The following is a 24,799-nucleotide window of genomic DNA, read 5'->3' on the forward strand; positions in this document are numbered from 1 at the left end:
GCGCCTCTGCCTCATCTCTGGTGCATAAATATCCATAACACGGCGATCACAGCCCCATCACCGCCGGTTCCAGCCATAAAGCGCGATCAGCTCCATCGCCACATGCGCCCCGGCAATCGCGGTCGCCCCATTGGCGTCATAGGGGGCGAGACATCGACCATCCCAACCCGCAAGGTCATGCGGATTGATCCATATCAGGGACGGGGCGGCGGTAACGGACTAACCTCCCTTCGGAACGCGCGTCGCAGACAGGAGTAAGCCATGAAGCCAACTGTTTCCTCGGTGATCGCACTGGCGATCACCGCCCTGCCCGCATTCGCGCAGGACGAGGTCATAGACAGCGCCACATTGCGCGAAGATGCCCGGTTCTATTTCGAACCGATCCCGCAGGAACCCGTCGCCCCCGAAGGCAACGAGCTGACGCCGGAACGGGTCGATCTGGGCGCGATGCTGTTTTTCGATCCGCGCATGTCGCGCTCGGGGCTGTTCTCCTGCCAGTCCTGCCACAATGTCGGGATCGGCGGCACCGACGGGCTGGAGGTCTCGATCGGGCATGGCTGGCAGCAGGGGCCGCGCAACTCGCCCACCATGTACAACGCCATCTTCAACATCGCCCAGTTCTGGGATGGTCGGGCGGGCGATCTGGCCGAACAGGCCAAGGGGCCGCTTCAGGCCTCGGTCGAGATGAACAACACCCCCGAGAACCTGGTCGAGACGCTGCAATCCATGCCCGGCTATGTCGAGGCGTTCGAAGCCGCCTTCCCCGGTCAGGACGATCCGGTCAGCTTCGACAATTTCGCCGTCGCCATCGAGGCATATGAGGCCACGCTGATTACCCCCGACAGTCCCTTCGACCTGTTCCTGAACGGCGATGACGATGCCATGACCGATCAGGAAAAGCGCGGGCTCGCGGCCTTTATCAATACCGGCTGCGTGTCCTGCCATGCCGGGATCAACGTCGGCGGACAGGATTATTTCCCCTTCGGTCTGGTCGAGAGGCCGGGCGGCTCGGTCCTGCCCGAAGGCGACCGTGGTCGGTTCGAGGTGACGCAGACGGTGGACGACGAATATGTGTTCCGCGCCTCGCCGTTGCGCAATATCGCGCTGACGGCGCCCTATTTCCACTCGGGCGTGGTCTGGGATCTGTCCGAGGCGGTCGCGATCATGTCCACCTCGCAGCTGGGCACCGAACTGGCCGAGGCGCAGATTGACGAAATCGTGGCCTTCCTTGGCACGCTGACCGGCAAACAGCCGGAAGTCACCCATCCGGTGCTGCCGGTGCGCACCAGCGCCACGCCGCAGCCGCAGCCGATGTATGCCCAATGATGACTGTCCGGCCCGTCACCCACAGGCCGGACTTCCACCGCGGGGGCGCGCAGGGGCGTCAGTCCCCGCGCGGCGGGGCGAAGTAATCCGCCGGGATCTTGAAATAGCGCCGCCCGTCGGATTCGGCGGCGGGCAACCGCCCGGCCCGCAGATTGACCTGCAACGCGTAAAGCATCCGGTCGGGCAGCGCCAATGTCGCGTCGCGCCGGTCGCGCAGCGCGATATATTCCGCACGTGAAGTGCCGCCGCCGATATGGATATTATCGGCCCGCTGGCGGGCGACGGTGGATTCCCATTCGGGCTGCTGACGGTCCCGGGTGCCGTAATCATGGCCCACGAACAGCCGGGTTTCATCCGGCAGCGCCAGTATCGCCATCAGACTGTCATAAAGCTGCGCCGAACTACCGCCCGGGAAATCCGCGCGCGAGGTACCGGCATCGGGCTGCATGAAGGTGTCATGCACAAAGGCCGCATCGCCGATGACATAGGTAACGGAACCCGGTGTATGCCCCGGCGACAGCATCACCCTGCCCTCCAACTGACCCAGCGCGAAACGGTCGCCCTCGGCAAACAGCCGGTCGAAATGGCGCGACGCATCGAAAGCGCCGGGCATGTGATAGATCTCTTCCCACAGCGCGGCGATTCTGGTCACGCCTTCGCCTATGGCATTGGGTGCGCCGGTCTGCTGCTTCAGCCAGGCCGAGGCCATCAGGTGATCGGCATGGGGGTGGGTGTCCAGTATCCAGGCCAGCACCAGCCCGCGACGTTTGATCTCGGCCAGCGCCCACCGGGCCGCGTCATGGCGGCAAGAGGCGCTGCGCGGATCGAATTCCTGCACCACGTCGATCAGCGCCGCTTCTTTCGTCAACGGGCAGGACACGAGATATTGGCAACTGCCGGTCGCCTCGTCGTAAAAGCCGGTCACATCGGGGGAACCGGCGCCTTGCGAAGGGCTTTGCCTGACCTGCATGATCCACCTTGCTGTTGTCTGTCCCATTGAAACATCATAACCGGGCCCCCGCGCAACCGGTGGTGACGGATGCGGCACCGAATCACCTTGCGTCCCCGGCTTGCGGGGCTATAAGACCGCATCCTTCCGCCGATTTCGCAATCGGCGCGACCTCTCGTGGCGGGATGCGGCAAGGATTGACCCGCCTATGAAGCGCGCCTGAACATGAAAGGGATGCCATGCCTCTTTACGAGCATGTGCTGATCTCCCGCCAGGACCTGTCGAACACGCAGGCCGAAGGGCTGATCGAACATTTCTCGACCGTGCTGGCCGATAACGGCGGCAAAGTGGTCGGCAGCGAATACTGGGGTGTCCGCACCCTCGCCTACAAGATCAACAAGAACCGCAAGGGCCACTATGCCTTCCTGCGTTCGGACGCCCCCGCGGACGCCGTGCAGGAGATGGAGCGTCTGGCCCGTCTGCATGACGACGTGATGCGCGTGATGACCATCCGCGTGGACGAGCACGAGGAAGGCCCCTCGGTGCAGATGCAGAAACGTGACGACCGTGGTGATCGTGGCGACCGCCGCGAACGCCGCGAGCGGAACTGAGGAGACTGATCCATGGCGAACAAACCGTTCTTCCGCCGTCGCAAGGTCTGCCCGTTCTCGGGCGAGAATGCGCCGAAAATCGATTACAAGGACACGCGCCTGCTGCAACGCTATATCAGCGAACGCGGCAAGATCGTGCCCTCGCGTATCACCGCAGTCTCGGCCAAGAAGCAGCGTGAACTGGCCCGTGCCATCAAACGCGCCCGCTTCCTGGCCCTGCTGCCCTATGCCGTGAAGTAAGGAGACCTGATCATGCAAGTCATCCTGCTGGAACGCGTGGCCAAGCTGGGCCAGATGGGCGAAGTCGTGAAGGTCAAGGAAGGTTACGCCCGTAACTTCCTGCTGCCGCAAGGCAAGGCCCTTCGCGCCTCGGAAGCCAATATCAAGGCTTTCGAAGCCCAGAAGGTTCAACTGGAAGCCAATAACGCGGAAACCAAGGCCGAAGCGCAGAAGATCGCCGACAAGTTGGACGGCGAAACCTTCGTCGTCATCCGCTCGGCATCCGACGCCGGTGCGCTTTACGGTTCAGTCACGACCCGTGACGCCGCCGATGCCGCGACCGAAGCCGGCTTTACGCTCGACCGCAAACAGGTCGTGCTGGGCGCGCCGATCAAGGATCTGGGTCTGCACGATGTCGTCGTCGTGCTGCACCCCGAGGTCGAAGCGACCATCACCCTGAACATCGCCCGTTCCGTCGAAGAGGCCGAACTGCAAGCGCAGGGCAAGTCGATCCAGGAACTGGCGGCCGAAGCCGATGCCGAAGCCGAATTCGAGATTGCCGAGCTGTTCGACGATATGGGCGGCGCAGCATCCGAAGACGAGGGCAGCGACCAGAACTGATCCGGTCGAGACCCTGGACTTCAGCCGCGCCGACCCGTTCGGCGCGGCTTCTTTTTGCGATGATGGATACGAACCGGGTTCCGGGGCGTTGAGATCGCGGAACGCGCGTATTCGTTAAGGCCGCCCAATGGGCGCAGGTGACAAGACATGACCAACCTTCTCAGCCGCCTCTTGCAGGAACGTGACTGGATATTGGCCGATGGCGCGACGGCGACGAATCTGTTCAACATGGGACTGACGCCCGCCCGTCCGCCCGAATTCTGGAACGCCGAGGCGCCGGACCGCGTGCGCGGCCTCTATCAGGCGGCGGTCGATGCCGGGTCGGACCTGTTTCTGACCAACACCTTCGGCGGCAATGCCAGCCGCCTGCGCCTGCACGGCGCGGCGGATCGCGTGACCGAGCTGAACCGCCGCGGCGCCCAGATCGCCCGCGACATCGCCGACAGCGCCGGACGGCAGGTCATCGTCGCAGGCAGCATGGGCCCCACGGGCGAGATCATGTCGCCAATGGGCAATCTGGAACATGATCGCGCGGTCGAGATGTTTCACGAACAGGCGCAGGCGCTGAAATCGGGCGGCGCTGATGTGCTGTGGGTGGAAACCTTCAGCTCTCTGGAGGAATTGCGCGCCGTGGCCGAGGCCGCGCTGCTGACCGGCATGCCGTGGTGCGCCTCGATGAGTTTCGAGGCCGCAGGCCGCAGCATGATGGGCGTCACCCCCGCCCAGTTCGCCGCGCAGGCCGAGCGGCTGATGAACCCGCCGCTGGCTTACGGCGCGAATTGCGGCGTCGGCGTCACCGATCTGATGCGCAGCGTCGCCGCCTTTCTGGCCGCCGGATCGGAGCACCCGCTGATCGCCAAGGGCAACGCCGGCATCCCGCATGTCGAGCATGGCCATATCCATTACGATGGCACGCCCGAGTTGATGGCGGAATATGCGGTGATCGCCCGCGATCTTGGCGTGCGCATCATCGGCGGCTGCTGCGGCACCTCGCCCGAACATCTGCGCGCCATGCGGCAGGCACTGGAAACCCGCCCACGCGGACCACGCCCCACCCCCGACGCCATCGCCGAACGGCTGCACCGTTTCGACACCGCGCTGGATCAGGAAGACTAGGGCGTCTGTTCTGTACAACCTGGAACGGTTTGATATTGTGGAATGACCTCTTGGTTTTGTTCAATTTTTCTTGCAGTATTTCGTCATCTGCTCCCAGAACTCCTGCGATTTCGGATTGTCGATCAAGCCCCATTCCCATCCCCCGAACAGGATGACCTTCTGCGTCCCAAGCTGGTGGAGATGATCGATCCGCGCCATGAACTGGTGAAGCTCGCGGCGCAGATCGACCGGGAGTTCTTCGAGCGGGAATGAGGCCCTGAACTGAAAGCCCCTGGTCGATCTCCGTAAGCGCGACGACGAGGTCCTATGCAGCGCGGCTTGACGCTTGGTCGTAGCACCAGGGCATGAGGTCGTCGATGCGGGATCTGGGGCGTCCGTCGAGGATGGCCCGGAGGGCACACCCCGGCACCTGCACTGGAGCAGGTCGCGATCCTGACCGACCAGGTGCCCGATCTCGCCGTCGTCCGCGCCATGGCGTGGGCACCACCAAGATCCTGATCAGCGGCATGCGGCGCGGCATCACGCCGTTACTGGCCAAGCTCCTGAAACGACGCAGCGCCATCGAACCCGAAATCGGTCACATGAAGAGCGACGGACGTCTTGCCAGATGCCCGCTGAAGGGTCGCATTGGCGACGCGGTCTTCGCCGTTCTCTGTGCCTGTGGCCACAATATCCGCAAGATCCTGGCCCATATCAGGGCGCTTTGGGCCGTCGTCATCCGCTTCATCCGCGCCATCGTTGAGCGAACAAACCGATCCCTCCGGGGCTCAGCGCAGCAAAACCGCCTTGTTCAGCGGCGAGTTTTAACCTGCAGGCTCGAGGCCGTGCGGTGTGCTTTCAGATATGTCGCGTCGATCATGACCTATGGCACTGGCAGTCTGGAAAAAGAGATTAAAGATGGGTTGGCGGAATTCAATGGCGCAGTAAGGCTACATGCTCCGGTTGATTTCAAAGCGGAACTTGTGCCTATTAGTCGAACGAAGGCCGATATATTTTTGTCTTGCCACAGGCGGTCTGATACCTCATGTACCTGCTTAAAGGCGTTGAGTTGCGGACTGGAAATGGTGGCTTATCGAAATCTTATGTGGGAAGGGATGAGCGCTAAGGCGGGCTGCGGGCTTGTTGCCCCTCTAGGGAAACAGCGGTTCTTGCTGAAGCAATTGCGAGACGGAACCGGGACCGCAAAGCCCTTCTCCGTGCCGCTGAGACTGGTATTGCCTTTGCGCAAGCACACGATTTCCAAAGAGAATTTTTAGGTAGGATGGTGCACTTACACTCATGCGCATTATAAGCAGGATTTCTATCGATACGCAGTGCTTTATGATAGGATTGTCAGAGGTATACGCGCGGTGACGGACACCATACTCTATCTTGTTTTTGGGAATAAGCGCGAGTTCCAACTGGAGTTGACCTATAGCGTGCTCTCGACGGCCCATTTTCTGCGCTCGCAAGAAATTCGTATTGCCCTTGCCTGTAATCCGGCCAATCGCCGTCCAGATCTGCCCGTCGAGCATTTGGTCGTCTCCGATGCAGAGTTGAATTCTTGGATCACCCAATACAAATATGCGGCAAAGGCGTATGCGCTCGGCCTCGGCTTGGAGCGATACGGAGGCTCGGTGGCCTTGCTTGATACCGACACCGTGTTCACCAGCAATCCTCGTGACTTGTTTCGCCGGGTGGGCCCCGGGCGTTCGCTCATGCAGGCGGAAGATGGTGTCTTGGGCGATCATGCCTGTTGGCGCGACTTACTCGACCAACTGGATGGGCCGGTGGAAGGGTGCGATGTCTCGTCGAAGTCCCGCATGATGAATTCTGGTGTGGTGGCCCTGCACGAGAGTGATAAGGCCGCTGTACCCGCTGCGCTCGGGTTGATGAGTGCGCTTCATGCAATAGAGCCGATCTTCAACATTGAGCAATTTGCCTTCACCGCGGCGCTTGAGCAGCGCGGGGAACTCGCAGCCTGCGACGACGTGATTTGGCACTATTGGGGCCATCAACGTCGGTTCGCGCATGCCCAGTTAGGCGCTCTTTTTCCTGAATTCGATAAAGATACGTTCATTCGCCATCTCGATGCACCGCCGCCGATCGGGATGCCGCCGACGCTGGCGCGGGCGCGAGCGCGGCTATTGCAGCTTGTTCGGCGCTGCGACGGCGACTATCGCTTCGCCTATATCGCATCACTGTGCGCCGTTGGCGAACGCAACAACGAATGGGCGCACGTGACACTTGATGTTCTCGAGGCAATGGAGCACCTCCCAGCAAAGGTCACGACTGATTTTGGTCGGTTCCGTGGTGAACGACTCGACGCCCATGCTTGGCTCAGCAGCGCAGCTCGGCAACGTTGGCAGGCGTTCTGGAGCGCGTATGGACAAGGCCGTAGCGCGATGCATGCCGAGATCGGTTCATGAGGGCGCTCGACCGCGCACGCCCCTTCGTCAACGTCGTGCTCAGGAAGGTCGGTCTTCTCGGTACCCTCGAGGCGCGCGCCATCGAGCGACGTGTGCTGCAGCCCGCGCAGACGGAGCGCGTGCCGCCCGCTATTTTCCTGCCCGGTCAGCTCGAGCGGGCCACGAAGGTCATTAAGGGCGGAGATCTCGCCCGGTCGCGCACTTACCTCGAAAGTACGACAGTCACGCATGGCGAGGTGGTAGAGTATGTCATCCGCGATGCTTTCGTCCACCCCGGTGGAGTGGACCTCTGGGGTGCTCGGCTGTATACGAGCCGCCCGCGCCTCTTGGATATGAGGCCCCTCCGGTATCCCGAGATCGAGCGTGCCGCCTATTGCATGGACGCCGTTTCGCGCGAACGTTTTGGCCACTGGCTGACGGACGCCTGTCCGACGTCGCTGCTGGCGGATGACGGCCAATTACCGATTATCGACGTAAGGCCTACTTGGCCGCACGCGATGGCCTACGCTGCAGCGTTTGGCATCAAGCAAGCCCAAGGGCCGTTCCGAGTGCGCCGCCTGAGCGTATTCGAAGACCTGGCACAGGGCAGTTCGAAGCGGGCACGGTATCGAGAACTACGCCGCCGGCTCGCCGTCGTTCCGCCCCCGCGCGGCGGTGCGAGCCGCATTTACCTTCGCCGTGGAGAGACCGGAGACCGGCGGCTTCTGAATAACGAAGAGGCGGTGATGCGCCGGCTGGAGCAGCGGGGATTTCATACGGTAGACGTGCATAATCTTGAATTGGCCGAGATCCACACTGCGCTGCAACATGCGTCGACTATCGTCAGTCTTGATGGTAGCCACATCACCCACATCTACTATATGGCACCAGAGCAAGCTGTCTTGGTGACGCTGATCCCGGATGATCGATTCGTAGATGTTCACAAGAATTATTGCGATTGTGTTGGGATGGGGTATGGTTTCTTAGTTTGCCGCCGCGCTGGCAGTGGATACGATGTCGATCTTGATGACCTCGAGCGAACTCTCGACCTCATTCCCGCGTAGCCACCAGCGCGCTGATCAGCGGCGCCACCGCCGCGTCTTGCGCCTTTTGGTTTGCTTGCGAGCAGGTCAGCCCCAATCCGATCCGCTGTCCTGCCCCCGATCCTGAGCGCGTGCCTTGCGGTCTGCCATGTCCGGCCCGGCCTCCGCGGCGTTCTGGCGGGCGCGTTCCGCCTAGTGCACATCGGTCAGCAGGGTTTCCGTCCCTTGCCCAAAGGTAAGCGCGCCGCTGATCCCCTCCTGCCGCTGGTGCTCTGAACGGGCCAATCTCCGTGCGCATGAACGTCGGAGGTGTTGGCTTGGAACGAGACGGCAAGATGGGCGGCCATTTGGACGGCCTCTCGGATGGTGGGGTTTCGCGGCTGGAAGTGATGGAGGGGCCGACCGGGCGTCAGCGACGCACGAAGGCGGAGCGGGCGCGGATTGCGGCGGAGAGCTTGGTGCCGGGAACTTCGGTGAACTGACCCGGGCCGTGCCCATCGCGGCGGCCCAGTTCGAGCACAGCCTCGTGCACCGCGAACCCGAAGCCGATCTGTTCCCGGCGGCAAAGGCGCTTGGCCTTGGCATCGTCACATGGTCACCACTTGGGGGCGGCGTGTTGACCGCCAAGTATCGCAAGGGCGAAGCCGGCCGGGCCGAAGGATTCGGCGGGCGGGTGTTCCAGCCCGAGAACTCGGAACAGCGCTCGCGCATCATCGACACGGTTCTCGCCATCGCCGCGGAACTTGAGACCAGCCCGGACCGGGTGGCGATCGCCTGGGCCGGCACACATGGTGCCGTCCCCTTGATCGGCCCGCGGTCCCTTTCGCAGTTCGAGAGCAATATCGGCGTGCTTACACTGGAGCTTTCCGCCGATCAGATCGTGCGCCTCGATGAAGTCAGCGCGCTGGTGGACAAGGCTCCGCCCAGAACACCGATCGCCTGGGGCAAGAGTCCGCTGCCCGGCAAGATCATCGCCTGAAACAGCCACACACTCCGGAAAGGTTCTGTCATGTCCACATGGGAAATCGTCATCGCGGCCCCGGTTCGCACTGCAATCGGAGGCTATAACGGCGCACTGAAGGGCGTGCCAGCCACTGAACTCGGCGCCGCCGTCGTCCGGGAGACCCTGCGGCGCGGGGGCCTCGATGCCGATCAGATCGGCACCGTCGTTCTCGGCAATGTCGTGCAGGCCGGAAACCGGATGAACCCGGGACGCCAGGCCGCCATCGGCGGCGGCGTGCCGGTTTGCGTTCCGGCGCTCACCGTCAACCGCGTCTGCGGCTCGGGCGCACAGGCGATCCTCTCGGCCGCGCTGGAGATCGGCGCGGGCGACAGCAATGCCGCCGTCGCGGGCGGGATGGAGAACATGGACCGCGCGCCCTACCTCGTCGAGGGCGGCCGCTGGGGCTATCGCATGGGGCCGGGCCAGATCCTTGACAGCATGCTGACCGATGGGCTGAACGACGCCTTCTCGGGCGAGCATTCCGGCTGGCACACCGAGGATCTGGTGACGCAACTCCAGATCACCCGCGAGGCCCAGGACGCCTTCGCCGCGCGCTCGCAGCAGCGTTTTGCCGCCGCCCGGGATGCGGGACACTTCGAGGCGGAAATCACCCCGGTCGAGATCAGGGGCCGCAAGGGGCCCGAGTCCTTCGCGACCGACGAGGCGCCGCGCCCCGACACCACCATCGAGACGCTAGCCCGCCTGAAGCCCGCCTTCCGCAGAGACGGCACGATCACCGCAGGCAATGCCCCCGGGCTGAATGCCGGCGCGGCCGCCGCGATCGTGGCCGATCGCGGCTTTGCCGAGAAAGCCGGGATCGAGCCTTTCGCGCGCCTCGCCGGATACGGTGTCGGCGCGGTCGAGCCGGGGCTCTTCGGCCTCGGTCCCGTGCCCGCCGTCAACCGCGCGCTCGACAAGGCGGGATGGAAACTCGGCGATGTCGAGCGTTTCGAGATCAATGAAGCCTTCGCCGCCGTGCCGCTGGCGATCATCAAGGAACTCGGCATTCCGGAAGACATCGTCAATGTCGATGGCGGCGCGGTCGCGCATGGCCACCCGATCGGAGCGACCGGCGCGGTCCTGACCACCCGCTTGCTGCACTCGCTGCGCCGCGACGGCCTGTCGAAGGGCATCGTGACACTTTGCATCGGTGGCGGCCAAGGCATCGCGCTTGCCTTCGAGCGCATCTGAAGGAGGTCACGCCATGCCCGTCTTCAACGCGCATATTCCCGCGGGCCGCTTCTCGTCTGACGAGAAGCGCGCGCTGGCCGATGCCCTCAACCAGTCCCTCGTGCAGGGGCTGGGAATCCCGGAGGGCGACCGCTTCGTGATCCTGAGCGAGCACGGTGCGGATGAACTCTTCATCCACCCGACGTTTTTCGACATGCAGCGCGACCCGGGCAGCGCCATGATCATCACGGTGATGATCGGCGCGCATCGTCCGATCGAGGACAAGCGCAAGCTGGTCGCCGCGATCAACCGCCTGGTCGTGGAATCGGTGGGGGTCTCGCCCGACGACGTGTTCGTCACGCTTGTTCCCGTCCCGAACGAGAATTTCTCTTTCGGCCGGGGCGAACTGCAGTTGGCGGACGCGACGCCTCGCTGGTAGGCCTCCTGGTCAATGCAATCCGCCAGGGAGCCGGGCGCAGAGCGTCCCGTCTTCGTCCGGCGCCCAAGGGAGTAAACCACATGACGACACCCTCGCTCATCAACCGCCGCGTGCTCCTCGCATCGAGGCCGGAGGGTGCTCCATCGCTTGAGAACTTCAGCTTCGAAGACCTGCTCGCCACTGACCCGGCCGAAGGCGAAGTCCTGCTGAAAACCCTCTATCTCTCGCTGGACCCGTATATGCGCGGTCGGATGAGCGCCGCGAAGTCTTATGCCAAACCGGTCGAGGTCGGAGATGTCATGGAGGGCGGCACGGTCGCGCAGGTGCTTCAGTCGCGCCATCCCGGCTTCTCTCGCGGCGATATCGTCCTCTCCTATTCCGGCTGGCAGAGCTTCTCGATCTCGGACGGCAGCGGATTGCGAAAGCTCGACCCGTCGCTGGCACCGGTCACCACCGCGCTAGGTGTTCTCGGCATGCCCGGATTCACCGCCTATTCCGGCCTCCTCACCATCGGACAACCCAAGCCCGGCGAAACCGTCGTCGTCGCGGCGGCCAGCGGCCCGGTCGGATCGCTGGTCGGACAGATCGCCCGGATCAAGGGCGCGCGGGCCGTCGGGATTGCCGGAGGACCGGACAAATGCGCCTTCGTGCACGACGAGTTCGGCTTCGACGCCGTTGTCGATCATCGCTCGGCCGACTTCGCCGCGGAAATCGCCTCCGCCTGCCCCAACGGGGTCGACATCTATTTCGAGAATGTCGGCGGCAAGGTCTGGGATGGGGTCTTTCCGCTCCTCAACGACTTCGCCCGCATTCCGGTCTGCGGCCTGATCGCCCAGTACAACCACGCAGGAGACAGCTTCCCCGGGCCAGACCGCCTACCGGGGCTGATGCGCTCGATCCTGAGCAAGAGCCTCCTGCTGCGGGGGTTCATCCAGCGCGAATTCGTCGCCCAGTATCCGGACTTCCTCCGCGACGTCTCCGCCTGGATCGCATCGGGCGAGGTTCGCTACCGGGAAGACATCGTCGATGGCCTCGACAACGCGCCCGCAGCCTTCATCGGCCTTCTCGAAGGTCGGAACTTCGGGAAGCTCATCGTCCGGATCGCCGAAACCGAAAAGGCCGGCGAGAGCCCGGTTCGGCCCGCCGAGGCGTGGAGACCGAAAGATGGACATCCATCCCGGACCGATCCGCCGCGGTGATCCAGGGAACGGCTGGCTGGACCCAGAGGGCCGGCACGCCGTTCGCCACGACTTCCCGATAGGTGACGCCCTCGGGCTTCGACATTGCCGTTCGCCATCGGGCTCGAACCGATGGCGCCTCGATGGCTCACTCGTTGCCTTTGCCCGGACGGCCGTAACGATCCCGGATCAGGTAGTGCGACAGGAAGCCGGAGATGCGGCTTTCCGGAACAGCGCGTTGCCGTATTTGCGCAGGAACAGCACGGTGGCGACTTCGCAAGCCTCATAGGCGAGTTTCCAATCCCAGGCGCCAGTGGCGTCGGACCTACCGAAAGCGGTTTCCATCGCACTGCGCAGGACCGCGGCATCGACGCGCTGGCCGCGTTCAAGATGGGGCAACAGGAGATTGGCGGCCGCCAGGATTGCGGGCGCGACCGCGAGCGACGTGACCTGATTGGTCACGGGAGACGAGATGTTCATGTCGAGGAACCTCAGGAGAGCGGGAGGGACAAGCCCGGGCGGCGCTCTCTCTCAACTGCCAGGGCTCCCCCTGTCCCGGCCCCCTCTGCCTCTCCCTCACAGGCTCAGCCATTCTACTGCGCACGCAGAGGCGGGGACGTCCGGCCAATCAGGTTTCACATCACTTTATTGAGCGTAATTAAAATTCATGCGACACATCGACATTGAACTGTTCATCAGGACTGAGATCTGAAATTCATGGAGCACGGGCAAAGAAATCCATTTTCAGGGGCCGTAAGTGTTTTTCACGAGCGCTGGCTTCCGGAGCAGGCCACACCAGTGGGCTATGCCGCGTTGATCGATGCCTATGCGCTTCCGGTCCCCCTGCCCCGTACGCTCTCCGCCATCGGCCCGCGCCACAAGATCTACGAGGCCGACGGCTGGCGGCTCTACACGCCACGCCACGCGCCCGAGGCCGGCCTCATCGGTCATCTGACCTTCGCGCTGCGCTACGAGGGGCTGGATCTGGCGGTCCTCAAACGGCTGTTCAGGGCAACCGGACCGGAGACGATCCGCGCGATTGTTGAGGCTGCCCCGACGGGCAGCTACGCGCGCAGGATCTGGTTCCTCTACGAATGGCTCCACGGTGAAGAACTGGATCTGCCCGACGCCGCGCGCGGCAACTACGCGCCGGTGATCGATGCCAAGCTGCAATGGGAGGCAGAAGGCACCCCCTCACCCCGGCATCGGGTCCGCAACAACCTGCCCGGAACCCCGGACTTCTGTCCGATGATCTTCCGTACGGCGGCAATCGAGACCTTCATCGCCCGCGATCTGGCGGCTGAGGCGCGCGCGGTGCTGGCTGATGTGCCTGCCGATCTGCTGGCACGCACCGCGGCATTCCTGCTGCTCAAGGATTCCCGGTCGAGTTTCCAGATCGAGGGTGAGAACCCGCCCCAGGATCGCATCCGCCGATGGGGTCAGATCATCGGCGAGGCCGGACGGCACCCGATCGACCGGGCAGAACTCGAACGCCTGCAACGCATCGTCATCGGCGATGCGCGTTTCGTGCATCTGGGCCTGCGTGCGGAAGGCGGCTTTATCGGGGAGCATGACCGTGCGGCCGGGGCCCCCCTGCCCGATCACGTCAGCGCCCGGCACGAAGACTTGCCCGCGCTGATCGCCGGACTGGAGCGGTTCGACCGCGACATCGCCCCGGGGCTCGACCCCGTTCTCGCCGCCGCCAGCCTTGCCTTCGGCTTCGTCTACATCCACCCGTTCGAGGACGGCAACGGGCGCCTGCATCGCTACCTGATTCACCACGTTCTCGCGGCACGCGGCTTCAACCCACCCGGGCTGGTCTTTCCAGTCTCAGCCGTGATCCTGGAGCGGATCGAGGCCTACCGTCAGGTCCTGGAAAGCTATTCGCGCCGGCTGCTGCCCCATGTCGACTGGCGACCGACGGAGCGTGGCAATGTCGCGGTGCTGAACGACACTGGCGATTTTTATCGCTTCTTTGACGCTACACCCCATGCCGAATTCCTCTTTGCCTGCGTCGCACAGACAATCGACATCGATCTGCCTGCGGAAACCCGGTTCCTGCGCGCCTATGACGGGTTCAAGTCCCGCGTCTCTGGCCTGATCGACATGCCCGAACGAACACTCGATCTGCTGTTCCGCTTTCTGCACCAGAACGGCGGAAGGCTGTCCGGACGGGCCAGAGCCAGGGAGTTCGCCGCTTTGACCGAGGAGGAGACCGACCGAATCGAAGCCATCTATGCGGAGTTGCAGGAGGAGTTCTGAGGCGTGGCGCCCGCTCACCCGAACCGCTGGCCGGCTTCGGTGAAGGTGTAACCGCTGACGATGATGCCCGCATAGACCACCTCGTCCGAAGACAGATAGTCGTATTCACGTTCAAGCCGGCGATAAAGCCAGCGGGCCAGATTGCGCAGTGCGTCGATCACGATTTCTTCGGCATCGGCGGTCATGTCCTGCTCGGTCGGGCTGTCGCGCCCGACCGAGATTGCCATGCAATACGCGTGGCAATAGGGACCGCGATGGCTCGCCTCGGCGCGCAGCTGATAGAAGTTGCGCCGCTGGATCGCTTGCAGGGCAACGGAGCGACGCTGCTGGGCATTCCTCTGGGCCATACGCTGGCCGGCCTGCACGAGGTGCTGGGCGGCTTCGGCAAGATATCCGCGCGCATGTTGAACCGCCGCGGAACCGTTCGTGTCACGGATAAGGATCAGACAATCCCGGTCACCACCGCCGATCAGGTTCTGGTGCAAGGGGCGCTGGAGAGCGGCGCGTCCGGCCATGGCCAGATCGTGCAACTGGCAATCCGGGGCGGCGACGGCGATACGAGCGGGCTGACCCCGCTGACGCCCCCCGCCTCGGCCTATGCGGGCTGGCCGGACAATTCGACCGCCCGCACTGTCGCCCGCCTCTATGCCCGGATCGCGGCAGACATCCGCAAAGGCAAGGTCGCGGCGCTGTTCACCGGCTTCATCACCGATCCCGACGGCACCGCGGGCGGCCTCTCGGGCACGAACACCAATGGCGCGCTGACCGTGGGCATGGAGCCCGGCAGCCTGATCCCGCTGCCGCCCGGCACCGACATCCGGTTTTCCAATCCGACCGAGCACGATGCCTACGCACCCTTCGTGAAGAACCACCTGCGCGCCGTCGCGGCGGGACTGGGCCTGCCCTACGAGCTGGTCTCTGGCGACCTGGAGGGCGTCACCTATTCCTCGATCCGGGCAGGGCTGATCGAGTTCCGCCGCCGGGTCGAGCAATTGCAGCACAACGTGGTCGTGCACCTGTTCTGCCGTCCGGTCTGGGAGCGGTTCGTGCGGCTGGCGGTGCTGACCGGCGATCTGCCCGCGCGGGACTTCGACCGGAACCCGGACGCCTACCTCGGGTGCGAATGGCTGCCGCCGAAGTTCGACTACGTCGATCCGATGAAGGACGTGCAGGCCGAGATCATGGCGATCGGCGCAGGCCTCAAGAGCCGGTCCCAGGCGATTTCCGAGCGCGGCTACGACGCCGAACAGGTGGATGCCGAGATCGCCGCCGACCGCGAGCGCGCGGAGGGGCTGGGGCTCGCCTTCGGCCAGACGGCGACGGCGCAGCAGAAGGAGGCCGCCGATGGCTGACACAGCGACCACCCCGGCACGGACGCGCTCAAACGTCGGGAATGACAACGTTTGCCTTCTGACCCGCCGCGCGACGCTGGCGCCCGCGACCGCCGATCCGGAGGCCCGCACCGTCGAGGTTGTGTGGTCCACCGGCGCGCCGGTGCGCCGCCGCGACATGGCCGGGCAATACATCGAGCGGCTAAGCCTCGCGCCCGAGGCCGTCGACCTGTCGCGTCTCGAAGGGGCCAGTGTACTCGACGCCCATCGCCAGACCGCCGTCCGCGACGTGCTGGGCTCCGTGCGCAGCGCCACTGTGGACGGCAAGCGCGGCACCGCGCTCATCCAGTTCTCGGCCCGACCCGAGGTGGAGCCCGTCTGGCAGGACGTGCTGGCAGGCATCCTGCGCCACGTCTCGGTCGGCTACTCCGTCGAGGACTGGGCCGAGACCGTCGAGAACGGCGCGCGCGTGCTCACCGCCATGCGCTGGACGCCTCACGAGATTTCCCTGGTGCCGACGCCCGCCGACCCCGGGGCCCACATTCGCATGGAGACAGAGATGACCGAGACGACCACCCGAGAGGCCGCCGACGCGGCGCCGACCACCGAGACTCGCGCCGAAGCGAACGCCGAGATCCGCTCCATCGCCCGCATCGCCGGGCTCGACCAGTCCTGGATCGACGGACAGATCGACGGAGGCGCCGATCCCGACACCGCGCGCCGCGCGGCCTTCGAGGCGCTGGCGCAGCGCTCCGCGCCCACGATCCGCACCGAGCAGGTCCGCGTCGAGATGGGCGAGAGCCAGGACGATCCGGCCCTGCGCGCCCGGCAGATGGGCGAGGCGCTCTACGCCCGGATCAACCCGCGCCACGAGCTGAGCGAACCGGCCCGGCGCTACGCCTATTCGACCCCGGTCGACATGGCGAAGGAACTGCTGACTCTGCGCGGCGAGAGCACCATGGCGCTGTCGCCCGCTAGCCTCGTGACCCGCGCGCTGCACACCACCTCGGACTTCCCGATCATCCTCGGGGACACGGTGGGCCGGGTGCTGCGCGACGCCTACCAGGCCGCGCCCTCGGGCATCCGCCGCCTCGGCCGCCAGACTACGGCGCGGGATTTCCGCGCGGTGAACAAGATCATGCTGGGCGAGGCGCCGCTGCTGGAGAAACCGCCCCGCCGCCGGGGTGTTCACTTCCTTCGCCGTGTTGTCCCACGCGACGCGCGCGCCGACCTGCGGGCCTTCGGCGCCCGAGAGATAAGCGAACTCCAGCCCGTCGATCTCGCCGGGTTCGGCGGTGACGTACCAGCGGGTTGCCGAGCTGAGCCGTGGCTCGACCACCAGCGAGAGCGCCCCGGAGAAGGGGTTCACGTCTGCCGCCGTGGCGGGCGCGATGGAGGCCAGCCACTTCTCGGCCGTGGTCTCAAGCGCGGGCGGGACCAGCAGGTTGCGCGGCGTCACGCGGATGGTGCGATCCTCGATGCCCTTCTGCGTCCTGAGCGCCAGCCGTGCGGCCGAGAGCGTCGCGTCGGAGATCACCGCGCCGGTGCCCGCCTTGTTGCCGTGGTCGGCGTGGAACAGCGTCTTGCCGTCCGACAGGGTGGGGCCGTTGCCGCTGCCCGCCTCGAGGAGGGTGACGAGGATTCGCGCCTCGGTCTCGGCGGCGGCCTGGCCCATGCGCCGGGCGAGGTCCGCGAAGGCGCCGAGATCGTCGTTGACCAGCACCTGCCGGGTGATGCCGATCTTCCGTGCCCAGGTCTCGACCTTGTAGGCTTCCCGCGCCTCGGCCATCGTCCCGGCCTTGATCTCGCCGTGCTCGTTCAGCTTCCCATCGGCACCGCGGTCGAGGCGGCCGGGAACGGCGTCACCAGCGTCGCGGTGCGGCTGGATGGCGTGGCGACGGCGGCGGCGTAAGGAGCGCGGCGGTTCAGGTTTTCGTGTTCGGCAGGTGCTTACCGACATGCCCCACGACCATCTTCAATCGCCGTTGGTCGAAGATGAAGTGGATTGACGCACATGAGTTCGGGTCCCCGGCGCCAATAGTGATGTGGGGCTCGAACAGCTGCTTCTTGCCTTGATACTCGAATTCGTAATGGGAGCGGAGCTTCCCGCGGGTCGTATCGGAGATATGCATGCTGCTCCGCTTTCCCCAACCTCGATCACGCAAATGCTGAAGAAGGTCTCCACCGCTCCCCTTCTCATCCCGGCTCTTGCTCCAGACATCGACAATCTCGTCAAGATCGCTCAGCGCCTTGTATATGTCATAGGGGCGTTGGAAGGGACTTGCCGCCGCGGCGGACGTCGCCGTGTCGAGCATCTCCAAGTTCTTGCATCGTAGTGCAGCAGCCTCCACAGCTTCCGCTACGGAAGAGAAAGCGAGTTCTTCGGTTGCTTCGGTCTGGGGGAGTTCTTCGGGGCCTTCGGGTCCAGTGGCAAAGAAGACCTGCTGGTTCGCCCTAAGATTGGCGTTCTCCGCCTCTAGCCCCGCGATCTGCTCCTCTGCCTCCCTGAGCTTGTCGACTGTTTGCTCATAGTCTTCCCAGAATTCGTCACCTGTCGCCCGCTTCTGCTCAAGAACCTTCTGGCGTTCTGCGGCTTCAGCGCGCCGCATTACGTCGGCAATCCTCTTGTCAGGCACATACCGGAACGCCGCGACAGCGAAGATTGCGCGCTCAATTGTCCTCGCGGCGACGACAGGCCCCACCTGCTCGATCCAGGACCCGAAGAACAAGCGGTGGCTTCGCGGATCAGATGCCTTCGAGAAACCGGGCCAGTAGATCCGAGCCGCTCCATTGAAGCAGGACAGTTGCCGACCGACCTCGTCGGCAAAATCCCACGTCAACTCGGGGTCCTCGACCCGCACCACCACCGCGACACCAGCAAGGTTGCGCGCGAGCTTCGCAGGATCGATCTGGTTCGACTCGCCGCGGGCATAGGGCGAAAGAAGAACCACAGGCAGCTTTCGGAGATCACTCGTTAGGAGTGCAAGGAGGTCATCTAGCCCATCTTGCTGCAAGACGTATGGCTCGGCCCTGACCTGCATTTCTTCGATGTAAGCGGGGGCTTTCGTGCAAATATCGCGCACGGCGCGCGGCGACCCAAAGATCAATTTCGCCGGTGCAACGCTGTACTCGACAGACTCGATCGAGATGAGATGTTCGACGCCGCAGCGATCCCCAAACTGACCAACGCGCACTTCGTTCGTAAGCGCGACGCCGATCCCCTCCTGCCATTTTTGAGTTGATGCCTTCATTCTCCACGCACATGTGCGGCGGAGGTTTTGGATTTGGAGAGAGACGGCAAAATGGGCGTCCAATTGGACGGCTCTATAGGCGTCGGGGTCTCGCGGCTTGAGGTGATCGGGGGGCCAAGCGGTCGTCGGCGGCGGACGAAGGCAGAGCGGGCGCGGATCGCGGCGGAGAGCATGATGCCCGGGGTGACGGTCGCAGATACTGCGCGCAAGCACGGCACGACCCGCTGGCAGATTTACGATTGGCGCAAGCAGATACGCAAAGGTAATTTGGTGGTGCCCGAAAGCGTGGCGGCCTTGCCGTTCTTCGCGGAACTGGTGGTTGATGACAGCGCGACTGAGGCTTCGGCGGCCGTCCCCGGGTCTGATCTCGAAATCGTGGTGGGCGACATCGTCATCCGCGCGGGTCCTGGTGTCGACGAGGGCCAACTGACCCGGGCAATCCGCGCGGCACGGGCAGCGGCGTCGTGATGTTCGGCCAGGGCGGCCCGGTGAAGGTCTTCGTGGCGACCCGGCCTGTCGACTTTCGCAAGGGGATCGACGGTCTGGCACTGGCGGTGCAGGAGATGTTCGGGATGGACCCGTTCTGCGGAGCCGCCTTTGTGTTCCGAGCGAAGCGGGCGGATCGGATCAAGCTCTTGATCTGGGATCAGACCGGGATGGTGCTGGTTCACAAGCGGCTCGAGGGCGGCAAGTTCGTCTGGCCACAGGTGCGCGACGGGGTCATGCGCATGTCCGGAGCGCAGTTTGCAGCGCTGTTTGAGGGCGTGGATTGGCGGCTGGTCCGACCCGAACGGGCGCGGCGCCCGCTGGCGGCGGGGTGACTGGCAGGCTGCGTCGAAACGCCTGTTTTTGCTGGCCTGCAAGGGCATCCTGTGATTCACTTCCCGCCATGGAAACAGCTGATCTTGCGCGCGAAAACGCCCTGCTGAAGGCCCGCCTCGCCGAGGTGGAGGCGACGCTGGCCGAGACGCAAGAGGCCAATCGGCGGCTGCAGGATATCCTGCACGCGGCGCAGCGCGAGAAATTCGGCAAGCGCTCCGAAAAGCTCTCGCCCGACCAGTTCAACCTGCCCCTGGAAGATGCCGAATTTGCTCAAGGTGTGCTCGAGGCAGCACAAGAAAAGGCCGAAGCGGCGATGCAGCGGGCGCGCGGGGAAACACCCCGCAAGCCCAAGCGCAACCGCGGGCATCTGCCGTCCCATCTGCCTCGGGTTGAGCGCGTGATCGAGCCTGCCAGCACGCTCTGTCCCTGCGGTTGCGGCGAGATGTCCAGGATCGGGGAAGACGTGTCCGAACGTCTCGACGTGATCCCCGCCCAGTTCCGGGTGCTGGTCACGCGGCGCCCGAAATACGCCTGCCGCCGTTGCTCGCAAGCTGTCGCGCAGGCCCATGCCCCCGAGCATGTCGTGCCCGGCGGGCTGCCCACGGAACTCTTCATCGCCTGGATTATCGTCTCGAAGTTCGGTGACCACCTGCCGTTTTATCGGCAGGCCGAGATCTTCAAGCGGCAAGGGATCGATCTGGACCGCGGCACACTCGGCAACTGGGTCGGGCGCGCCTGTTTCCACCTGATGCCCGTCATCAACCAGATGCGTGCCCATCTGCGTGGCGCAGACCGCATCTTCGTGGATGAAACCCGCGCGCCGGTGCTGGAACCGGGCCTGAAACGCACCAAGAGCGGATTCTTCTGGGCCGTCGTATCCGATGATCGCGGCCATGGCGGGGCTGGCCCACCCATCGTGCTCTTCCACTATGCCCCTGGCCGGGGTAAGGCGCATCCGCTGAACTTCCTCGCCGGATACCACGGCCGCTTCCTGCAATGCGACGCCTACCAGTCCTACAACGCGATGACCGAGATCGCGCGCGACAATGGCCCGTGGCAACTGGTCTATTGCTGGACCCATGTCCGCCGCCGCTTCGTAAAGCGCTTCGAGAGCGATGGTTCACCCATTGCCGAGGAAATGCTGCGCCAGATCGCGCTGCTTTATCAGATCGAGAAGTCCGTGCGGAGCAAGGAGGCCGCTATGCGCCTTGCTGCCCGGCGTGAGCATTCGGCCCCGATCATCGCGGCGCTGAAACCCTGGCTGGAAGCCCAACTCTCGCGCATACCGCAGAAATCCCAGCTTGCCGAAGACATCCGCTACTCCCTCGCGCACTGGCCCGGACTGATCCGCTTCCTCGAGCACGGCATGCTGGAACTCGACACCAACCCGGTCGAGAACCAGATCAGGCCGATTGCCCTGACAAGAAAAAATGCACTCTTCGCCGGGAATGAAGTCGGCGCCGAAAACTGGGCTATGCTCGCCTCGCTGGTCGCTACCTGCAAGATGTCCGACGTGAACCCGGTCGACTATCTCGCCGCCACACTGCGCGCCATCCTCGACGGTCACCCACAAAGCGGTATCGAAGACCTCATGCCATGGCGCTTCAACCAGCCGTCAAGCCTCGCAGCATAGGGCCGCAACGTCGCGCTTACCTTCGTTCGCCCACCTCAAGCCCCCATCGTTGTCATCGGGGAAAGACCAGCGGATGCGTACCACGCGCTCGTCCCCGTCCTGATAGGTCGAGGAAGACAGAGAATGTCGGCTCGGAAGACCCTCGGGAGCGCCTGCGGACTCTGGTTCGAAGTTGAAATCGGGTAGCTCACGTCTGCCTCGGTAGTGTCCGACGATCCAGTCCGTGTAGGTGGAAAGAACGCTGCCTATGCCGTCCTTAGCCGTGACGTCAAAACGACATGCATAAACAAGACGCGCCATGAACCACCCCTGCCGAACCGAATGCCCGCGACACCCACTCACCATTCTGAGGATAGGGGACGGCGCGTTCAAGCACCATCGACCGCGAACGCCTGCGGAACATCGGCTCGTCCCGTGTCGCATCCGTGTTGCACGGAGGAATCGGGGCTGGACGTAAGCCTTTGGAATCTTTGGGGAGCGGTCGGGACGGGCTTGCAACACGACGCGACACGCAAAAGCCGCCCAGTGGGCGGCCTAAGCAATTGATTTCTTGCAGGAAATTTTGGTTGCGGGGACAGGATTTGAACCTGTGACCTTCAGGTTATGAGCCTGACGAGCTACCGGGCTGCTCTACCCCGCGCCGATTGCATCGCTTTTTTTTGCGGTGCTTTTTCATATCGTTTCAGAGATTATCGCTTCTTACCAGGTCTGGCGGTGACCTACTCTCCCACGTCTTGAGACGCAGTACCATCGGCGCAGCGGCACTTAACGGCCGAGTTCGGGATGGGATCGGGTGTTTTGCTCGCGCTAGGGCCACCAGACCAGGAAAGAAGCGATCAGCGTTGACCCTGCCTTTTGGCGGGGTTTTGTTGTCCAAGGATGCTTTGGAAGAAGTCTTGCTTCTTCCGGATCAAATCAAGCCTATCGAGCCATTAGTACCGGTCAACTGAATGCATTGCTGCACTTACATCTCCGGCCTATCGACGTGGTGGTCTTCCACGGCTCTCAAGGGAGACCTTGTTTTGAGGGGGGCTTCACGCTTAGATGCCTTCAGCGTTTATCCTGTCCGTTCATAGCTACCCTGCACTGCCGTTGGCACGACAACAGGTCCACCAGTGGAACGTTCACCCCGGTCCTCTCGTACTAGGGGCAACTCCTCTCAAGTCTCCAACACCCACGGCAGATAGGGACCGAACTGTCTCACGACGTTCTAAACCCAGCTCACGTACCTCTTTAAACGGCGAACAGCCGTACCCTTGGGACCTGCTCCAGCCCCAGGATGAGATGAGCCGACATCGAGGTGCCAAACGATGCCGTCGATATGGACTCTTGGGCATCATCAGCCTGTTATCCCCAGCGTACCTTTTATCCGTTGAGCGATGGCCCTTCCACTCGGGACCACCGGATCACTATGGCCGTCTTTCGACTCTGCTCGACTTGTCAGTCTTGCAGTCAGGCTGGCTTCTGCCATTGCACTCAACGAGCGATTTCCGACCGCTCTGAGCCAACCTTCGCGCGCCTCCGTTACTCTTTGGGAGGCGACCGCCCCAGTCAAACTACCCGCCACGCAGGGTCCCGGATCCGGATAACGGACCGCGGTTAGACATCAAGAGTGCGAAGGGCGGTATCTCAAGGATGGCTCCACCGGAACTGGCGTCCCGATTTCAAAGCCTACCGCCTATCCTGCACATCGCAATCCTGATGCCAGTGCGAAGCTGTAGTAAAGGTGCATGGGGTCTTTCCGTCTAACCGCGGGAAGTGTGCATCTTCACACACAATTCAATTTCGCTGAGTCCACATTTGAGACAGCGGGGAAGTCGTTACGCCATTCGTGCAGGTCGGAACTTACCCGACAAGGAATTTCGCTACCTTAGGACCGTTATAGTTACGGCCGCCGTTTACCGGGGCTTCAATTCAATGCTTGCACATCTCCTTTTAACCTTCCGGCACCGGGCAGGCGTCAGACCCTATACGTCGTCTTGCGACTTCGCAGAGCCCTGTGTTTTTAGTAAACAGTCGCCACCCCCTGGTTTGTGCCCCCCGCCGACAGTTGCCTGCCAACGGGGCCTCCTTCTCGCGAACTTACGGAGGTATTTTGCCGAGTTCCTTAAATGTGGTTCTCTCAAGCGCCTTGGTATTCTCTACCAGTCCACCTGTGTCGGTTTAGGGTACGGTCTCATGGAGGGCTATTTCCAGGAACCGCCTGGCTGCCAGACCAATCCGATAAGGCCTGACAACTTCCGCGATCCGTCACCATCTCCTGGCCCAGGAATATTAACCTGGTTCCCATCGACTACGCCTTTCGGCCTCGCCTTAGGGGCCGGCTTACCCTGCTCAGATTAGCTTTAAGCAGGAACCCTTGGACTTTCGGCGACAGGGTCTCTCACCCTGTTTGTCGCTACTCATGTCAACATTCTCACTTCTGATCACTCCACCGGTTGCCTCACGGCCCGGCTTCACAGTCAGAACATTGCCTCCGTCACGTCCGGGGACGCAAAAGAGGCAGCGTTCTATATCACAGAACGCTCCGCTACCGCGCACCATAAGGTGCACCCAAAGCTTCGGCTCGTGGCTTGAGCCCCGTTACATCTTCGCCGCAAGACCTCTTGATTAGACCAGTGAGCTGTTACGCTATCTTTAAAGGATGGCTGCTTCTAAGCCAACCTCCTGGTTGTTTTGGAAGTCTCACATGCTTTCCCACTTAGCCACGAATTGGGGGCCTTAGCTGTTGGTCAGGGTTGTTTCCCTCTCCACGACGGACGTTAGCACCCGCCGTGTGTCTGCCAGATAGTTCTTCCCGGTATTCGGAGTTTGCTTAGACTCAGTAAGGCTGTGGGCCCCCATCATCCATGCAGTGCTCTACCCCCGGGAGAATTCGTCTGACGCGCTACCTAAATAGCTTTCGCGGAGAACCAGCTATCTCCGAGTTTGATTGGCCTTTCACCCCTAGGCACAAGTCATCCCGATCCTTTTCAACGGATGTGGGTTCGGCCCTCCAGTTAGTGTTACCTAACCTTCAGCCTGCTCATGCCTAGATCACTCGGTTTCGGGTCTGATCCGTCTGACTATGTCGCCCATTTAAGACTCGCTTTCGCTGCGCCTACACCTAACGGCTTAAGCTTGCCAGACAGACCAAGTCGTTGACCCATTATACAAAAGGTACGCCGTCAGGGCTCCGTCGTTCCGAAGAACATGGGCCCCTCCGACTGCTTGTAGGCGTCCGGTTTCAGAAACTGTTTCACTCCCCTCGTCGGGGTGCTTTTCACCTTTCCCTCACGGTACTGGTTCGCTATCGGTCAGTAAGGAGTACTTAGCCTTCGAGGGTGGTCCCCCGATCTTCAGACAGGATTTCACGTGTCCCGCCCTACTTAATACGTCCGATCAAACTTCCCATACGGGGCTGTCACCCACTATGGCTGATCTTTCCAGATCATTCTG

20 protein-coding genes, 1 tRNA gene, 2 rRNA genes and 5 pseudogenes (1 of these 28 only partly in view) are annotated in these 24,799 nt (G+C 63.1%); 19 read left to right on the forward strand and 9 right to left on the reverse strand.

Annotated elements, in window-relative coordinates:
• Positions 1–57 precede the first annotated feature (57 nt).
• Positions 58–144: pseudogene (locus tag JHW40_RS17745) on the reverse strand (agmatinase); the annotation flags it as partial.
• A gap of 117 nt (positions 145–261) precedes the next feature.
• Between JHW40_RS17745 and JHW40_RS17750 the strand changes: the two are divergent.
• Positions 262–1,326, forward strand: coding sequence for a cytochrome-c peroxidase (locus tag JHW40_RS17750; protein ID WP_090614696.1), 1,065 nt, complete (start codon positions 262–264; stop codon positions 1,324–1,326).
• Positions 1,327–1,384: 58 nt separating this feature from the next.
• On the opposite strand, the gene JHW40_RS17755 is transcribed toward JHW40_RS17750, so the two are convergent.
• Positions 1,385–2,323 carry an MBL fold metallo-hydrolase gene (locus JHW40_RS17755; protein WP_244519283.1) on the reverse strand — a complete coding sequence of 313 codons (939 nt, stop codon included), beginning with the start codon at positions 2,321–2,323 and terminating at the stop codon, positions 1,385–1,387.
• Positions 2,324–2,514: 191 nt separating this feature from the next.
• Here JHW40_RS17755 and rpsF point away from each other — a divergent pair, with 191 nt between their 5' ends.
• The 12 genes and pseudogenes from rpsF (at position 2,515) to JHW40_RS17815 (ending at position 12,083) form a co-directional block, all read left to right on the forward strand.
• Positions 2,515–2,886, forward strand: a complete 372-nt coding sequence (gene rpsF / locus JHW40_RS17760; RefSeq protein ID WP_090614690.1) for a 30S ribosomal protein S6 — start codon at positions 2,515–2,517, stop codon at positions 2,884–2,886.
• A gap of 12 nt (positions 2,887–2,898) precedes the next feature.
• Positions 2,899–3,126 (forward strand): 30S ribosomal protein S18, encoded by a 228-nt coding sequence (rpsR, locus tag JHW40_RS17765; protein ID WP_085867363.1) that lies wholly within the window; start codon positions 2,899–2,901, stop codon positions 3,124–3,126.
• A gap of 12 nt (positions 3,127–3,138) precedes the next feature.
• Complete coding sequence (rplI, locus tag JHW40_RS17770) at positions 3,139–3,726, forward strand: 50S ribosomal protein L9 (RefSeq protein ID WP_090614688.1); 588 nt, start codon at positions 3,139–3,141, stop codon at positions 3,724–3,726.
• A gap of 147 nt (positions 3,727–3,873) precedes the next feature.
• Complete coding sequence (bmt, locus tag JHW40_RS17775; protein ID WP_090614685.1) at positions 3,874–4,842, forward strand: betaine--homocysteine S-methyltransferase; 969 nt, start codon at positions 3,874–3,876, stop codon at positions 4,840–4,842.
• 42 nt (positions 4,843–4,884) lie between these two features.
• Positions 4,885–5,094, forward strand: coding sequence for a hypothetical protein (locus JHW40_RS17780; protein WP_139208208.1), 210 nt, complete (start codon positions 4,885–4,887; stop codon positions 5,092–5,094).
• A gap of 126 nt (positions 5,095–5,220) precedes the next feature.
• A pseudogene (locus JHW40_RS17785) lies at positions 5,221–5,588 on the forward strand (IS5/IS1182 family transposase); the annotation flags it as partial.
• 603 nt (positions 5,589–6,191) lie between these two features.
• Positions 6,192–7,250, forward strand: a complete 1,059-nt coding sequence (locus JHW40_RS17790; protein ID WP_139208207.1) for a hypothetical protein — start codon at positions 6,192–6,194, stop codon at positions 7,248–7,250.
• On the forward strand, positions 7,247–8,293 hold the full coding sequence (locus tag JHW40_RS17795) for a glycosyltransferase 61 family protein (protein ID WP_090614680.1): 1,047 nt from the start codon (positions 7,247–7,249) through the stop codon (positions 8,291–8,293). Before JHW40_RS17790 ends, JHW40_RS17795 begins: the two co-directional genes overlap by 4 nt.
• Positions 8,294–8,762: 469 nt before the next feature.
• Entirely contained in the window at positions 8,763–9,251 is a 489-nt protein-coding gene (locus JHW40_RS17800) for an aldo/keto reductase (protein WP_211657364.1), read from the forward strand.
• A 30-nt stretch (positions 9,252–9,281) separates the two neighbouring features.
• Entirely contained in the window at positions 9,282–10,466 is a 1,185-nt protein-coding gene (locus JHW40_RS17805; protein ID WP_090614672.1) for an acetyl-CoA C-acyltransferase, read from the forward strand.
• 13 nt (positions 10,467–10,479) lie between these two features.
• Positions 10,480–10,884: a tautomerase family protein gene (locus tag JHW40_RS17810; RefSeq protein WP_090614668.1), complete on the forward strand. Its 405-nt coding sequence runs from the start codon at positions 10,480–10,482 to the stop codon at positions 10,882–10,884.
• An 80-nt stretch (positions 10,885–10,964) separates the two neighbouring features.
• Positions 10,965–12,083: an NADP-dependent oxidoreductase gene (locus tag JHW40_RS17815; RefSeq protein ID WP_090614665.1), complete on the forward strand. Its 1,119-nt coding sequence runs from the start codon at positions 10,965–10,967 to the stop codon at positions 12,081–12,083.
• 168 nt (positions 12,084–12,251) lie between these two features.
• Here JHW40_RS17815 and JHW40_RS17820 read toward each other — a convergent pair whose 3' ends face one another.
• Positions 12,252–12,542 (reverse strand): hypothetical protein, encoded by a 291-nt coding sequence (locus JHW40_RS17820; RefSeq protein WP_170851888.1) that lies wholly within the window; start codon positions 12,540–12,542, stop codon positions 12,252–12,254.
• A gap of 318 nt (positions 12,543–12,860) precedes the next feature.
• On the opposite strand from JHW40_RS17820, the gene JHW40_RS17825 reads away from it, so the two are divergent.
• Positions 12,861–14,324 (forward strand): Fic family protein, encoded by a 1,464-nt coding sequence (locus tag JHW40_RS17825; RefSeq protein ID WP_244519282.1) that lies wholly within the window; start codon positions 12,861–12,863, stop codon positions 14,322–14,324.
• A gap of 14 nt (positions 14,325–14,338) precedes the next feature.
• Here the strand turns inward: JHW40_RS17825 and JHW40_RS17830 are convergent.
• Positions 14,339–14,641, reverse strand: a pseudogene (locus tag JHW40_RS17830) (antitoxin of toxin-antitoxin stability system); the annotation flags it as partial.
• Between JHW40_RS17830 and JHW40_RS17835 the strand changes: the two are divergent.
• The gene (locus JHW40_RS17835; protein ID WP_244519281.1) at positions 14,579–15,676 is read left to right on the forward strand and encodes a phage portal protein; all 1,098 of its coding nucleotides are present in this window, start codon (positions 14,579–14,581) and stop codon (positions 15,674–15,676) included. The pseudogene JHW40_RS17830 and the gene JHW40_RS17835 sit on opposite strands and share 63 nt — an antisense overlap.
• Before the next feature lie 157 nt (positions 15,677–15,833).
• Positions 15,834–16,169 (forward strand): annotated as a pseudogene (locus JHW40_RS17840) (prohead protease/major capsid protein fusion protein); the annotation flags it as partial.
• Between the two features lie 771 nt (positions 16,170–16,940).
• Here the strand turns inward: JHW40_RS17840 and JHW40_RS17845 are convergent.
• Both JHW40_RS17845 and JHW40_RS17850 read right to left on the reverse strand, forming a co-directional pair.
• Positions 16,941–17,615: pseudogene (locus tag JHW40_RS17845) on the reverse strand (phage major capsid protein); the annotation flags it as partial.
• Positions 17,581–18,906, reverse strand: a complete 1,326-nt coding sequence (locus JHW40_RS17850; RefSeq protein WP_090614660.1) for a hypothetical protein — start codon at positions 18,904–18,906, stop codon at positions 17,581–17,583. The pseudogene JHW40_RS17845 and the gene JHW40_RS17850, both read right to left, overlap by 35 nt.
• Before the next feature lie 51 nt (positions 18,907–18,957).
• On the opposite strand from JHW40_RS17850, the gene tnpA reads away from it, so the two are divergent.
• The 3 genes from tnpA to tnpC all read left to right on the forward strand — a co-directional run bounded on the left by tnpA (position 18,958) and on the right by tnpC (position 21,361).
• The gene (tnpA, locus tag JHW40_RS17855) at positions 18,958–19,374 is read left to right on the forward strand and encodes an IS66-like element accessory protein TnpA (protein WP_119752218.1); all 417 of its coding nucleotides are present in this window, start codon (positions 18,958–18,960) and stop codon (positions 19,372–19,374) included.
• Entirely contained in the window at positions 19,374–19,727 is a 354-nt protein-coding gene (gene tnpB, locus JHW40_RS17860) for an IS66 family insertion sequence element accessory protein TnpB (RefSeq protein WP_119752217.1), read from the forward strand. The genes tnpA and tnpB overlap by 1 nt, the downstream gene beginning before the upstream one ends.
• 68 nt (positions 19,728–19,795) lie before the next feature.
• Positions 19,796–21,361, forward strand: a complete 1,566-nt coding sequence (gene tnpC / locus JHW40_RS17865; protein ID WP_272848971.1) for an IS66 family transposase — start codon at positions 19,796–19,798, stop codon at positions 21,359–21,361.
• Between the two features lie 563 nt (positions 21,362–21,924).
• Here the strand turns inward: tnpC and JHW40_RS17870 are convergent.
• The 3 genes from JHW40_RS17870 to JHW40_RS17880 all read right to left on the reverse strand — a co-directional run.
• Positions 21,925–22,001, reverse strand: a tRNA-Met gene (locus tag JHW40_RS17870).
• A 66-nt stretch (positions 22,002–22,067) separates the two neighbouring features.
• Positions 22,068–22,182, reverse strand: a 5S ribosomal RNA gene (rrf, locus tag JHW40_RS17875).
• 90 nt (positions 22,183–22,272) lie between these two features.
• A 23S ribosomal RNA gene (locus JHW40_RS17880) occupies positions 22,273–24,799 on the reverse strand; it runs 323 nt beyond the window's last position.

This window comes from Paracoccus alcaliphilus (genome assembly GCF_028553725.1).
Classification (GTDB): domain Bacteria; phylum Pseudomonadota; class Alphaproteobacteria; order Rhodobacterales; family Rhodobacteraceae; genus Paracoccus; species Paracoccus alcaliphilus.

Coding starts and splice junctions, on each gene's coding strand:
- JHW40_RS17750 (WP_090614696.1), top strand. CDS start 262: ATGAAGCCAACTGTTTCCTCGGTGATCGCACTGGCGATCACCGCCCTG.
- JHW40_RS17810 (WP_090614668.1), top strand. CDS start 10,480: ATGCCCGTCTTCAACGCGCATATTCCCGCGGGCCGCTTCTCGTCTGAC.
- JHW40_RS17835 (WP_244519281.1), top strand. CDS start 14,579: ATGGCTCGCCTCGGCGCGCAGCTGATAGAAGTTGCGCCGCTGGATCGC.
- bmt (WP_090614685.1), top strand. CDS start 3,874: ATGACCAACCTTCTCAGCCGCCTCTTGCAGGAACGTGACTGGATATTG.
- JHW40_RS17850 (WP_090614660.1), bottom strand. CDS start 18,906: ATGAAGGCATCAACTCAAAAATGGCAGGAGGGGATCGGCGTCGCGCTT.
- JHW40_RS17815 (WP_090614665.1), top strand. CDS start 10,965: ATGACGACACCCTCGCTCATCAACCGCCGCGTGCTCCTCGCATCGAGG.
- JHW40_RS17795 (WP_090614680.1), top strand. CDS start 7,247: ATGAGGGCGCTCGACCGCGCACGCCCCTTCGTCAACGTCGTGCTCAGG.
- tnpA (WP_119752218.1), top strand. CDS start 18,958: ATGGGCGTCCAATTGGACGGCTCTATAGGCGTCGGGGTCTCGCGGCTT.
- rplI (WP_090614688.1), top strand. CDS start 3,139: ATGCAAGTCATCCTGCTGGAACGCGTGGCCAAGCTGGGCCAGATGGGC.
- JHW40_RS17780 (WP_139208208.1), top strand. CDS start 4,885: ATGACCTCTTGGTTTTGTTCAATTTTTCTTGCAGTATTTCGTCATCTG.
- tnpB (WP_119752217.1), top strand. CDS start 19,374: ATGTTCGGCCAGGGCGGCCCGGTGAAGGTCTTCGTGGCGACCCGGCCT.
- tnpC (WP_272848971.1), top strand. CDS start 19,796: ATGGAAACAGCTGATCTTGCGCGCGAAAACGCCCTGCTGAAGGCCCGC.
- rpsF (WP_090614690.1), top strand. CDS start 2,515: ATGCCTCTTTACGAGCATGTGCTGATCTCCCGCCAGGACCTGTCGAAC.
- JHW40_RS17820 (WP_170851888.1), bottom strand. CDS start 12,542: ATGAACATCTCGTCTCCCGTGACCAATCAGGTCACGTCGCTCGCGGTC.
- JHW40_RS17755 (WP_244519283.1), bottom strand. CDS start 2,323: ATGGGACAGACAACAGCAAGGTGGATCATGCAGGTCAGGCAAAGCCCT.
- rpsR (WP_085867363.1), top strand. CDS start 2,899: ATGGCGAACAAACCGTTCTTCCGCCGTCGCAAGGTCTGCCCGTTCTCG.
- JHW40_RS17805 (WP_090614672.1), top strand. CDS start 9,282: ATGTCCACATGGGAAATCGTCATCGCGGCCCCGGTTCGCACTGCAATC.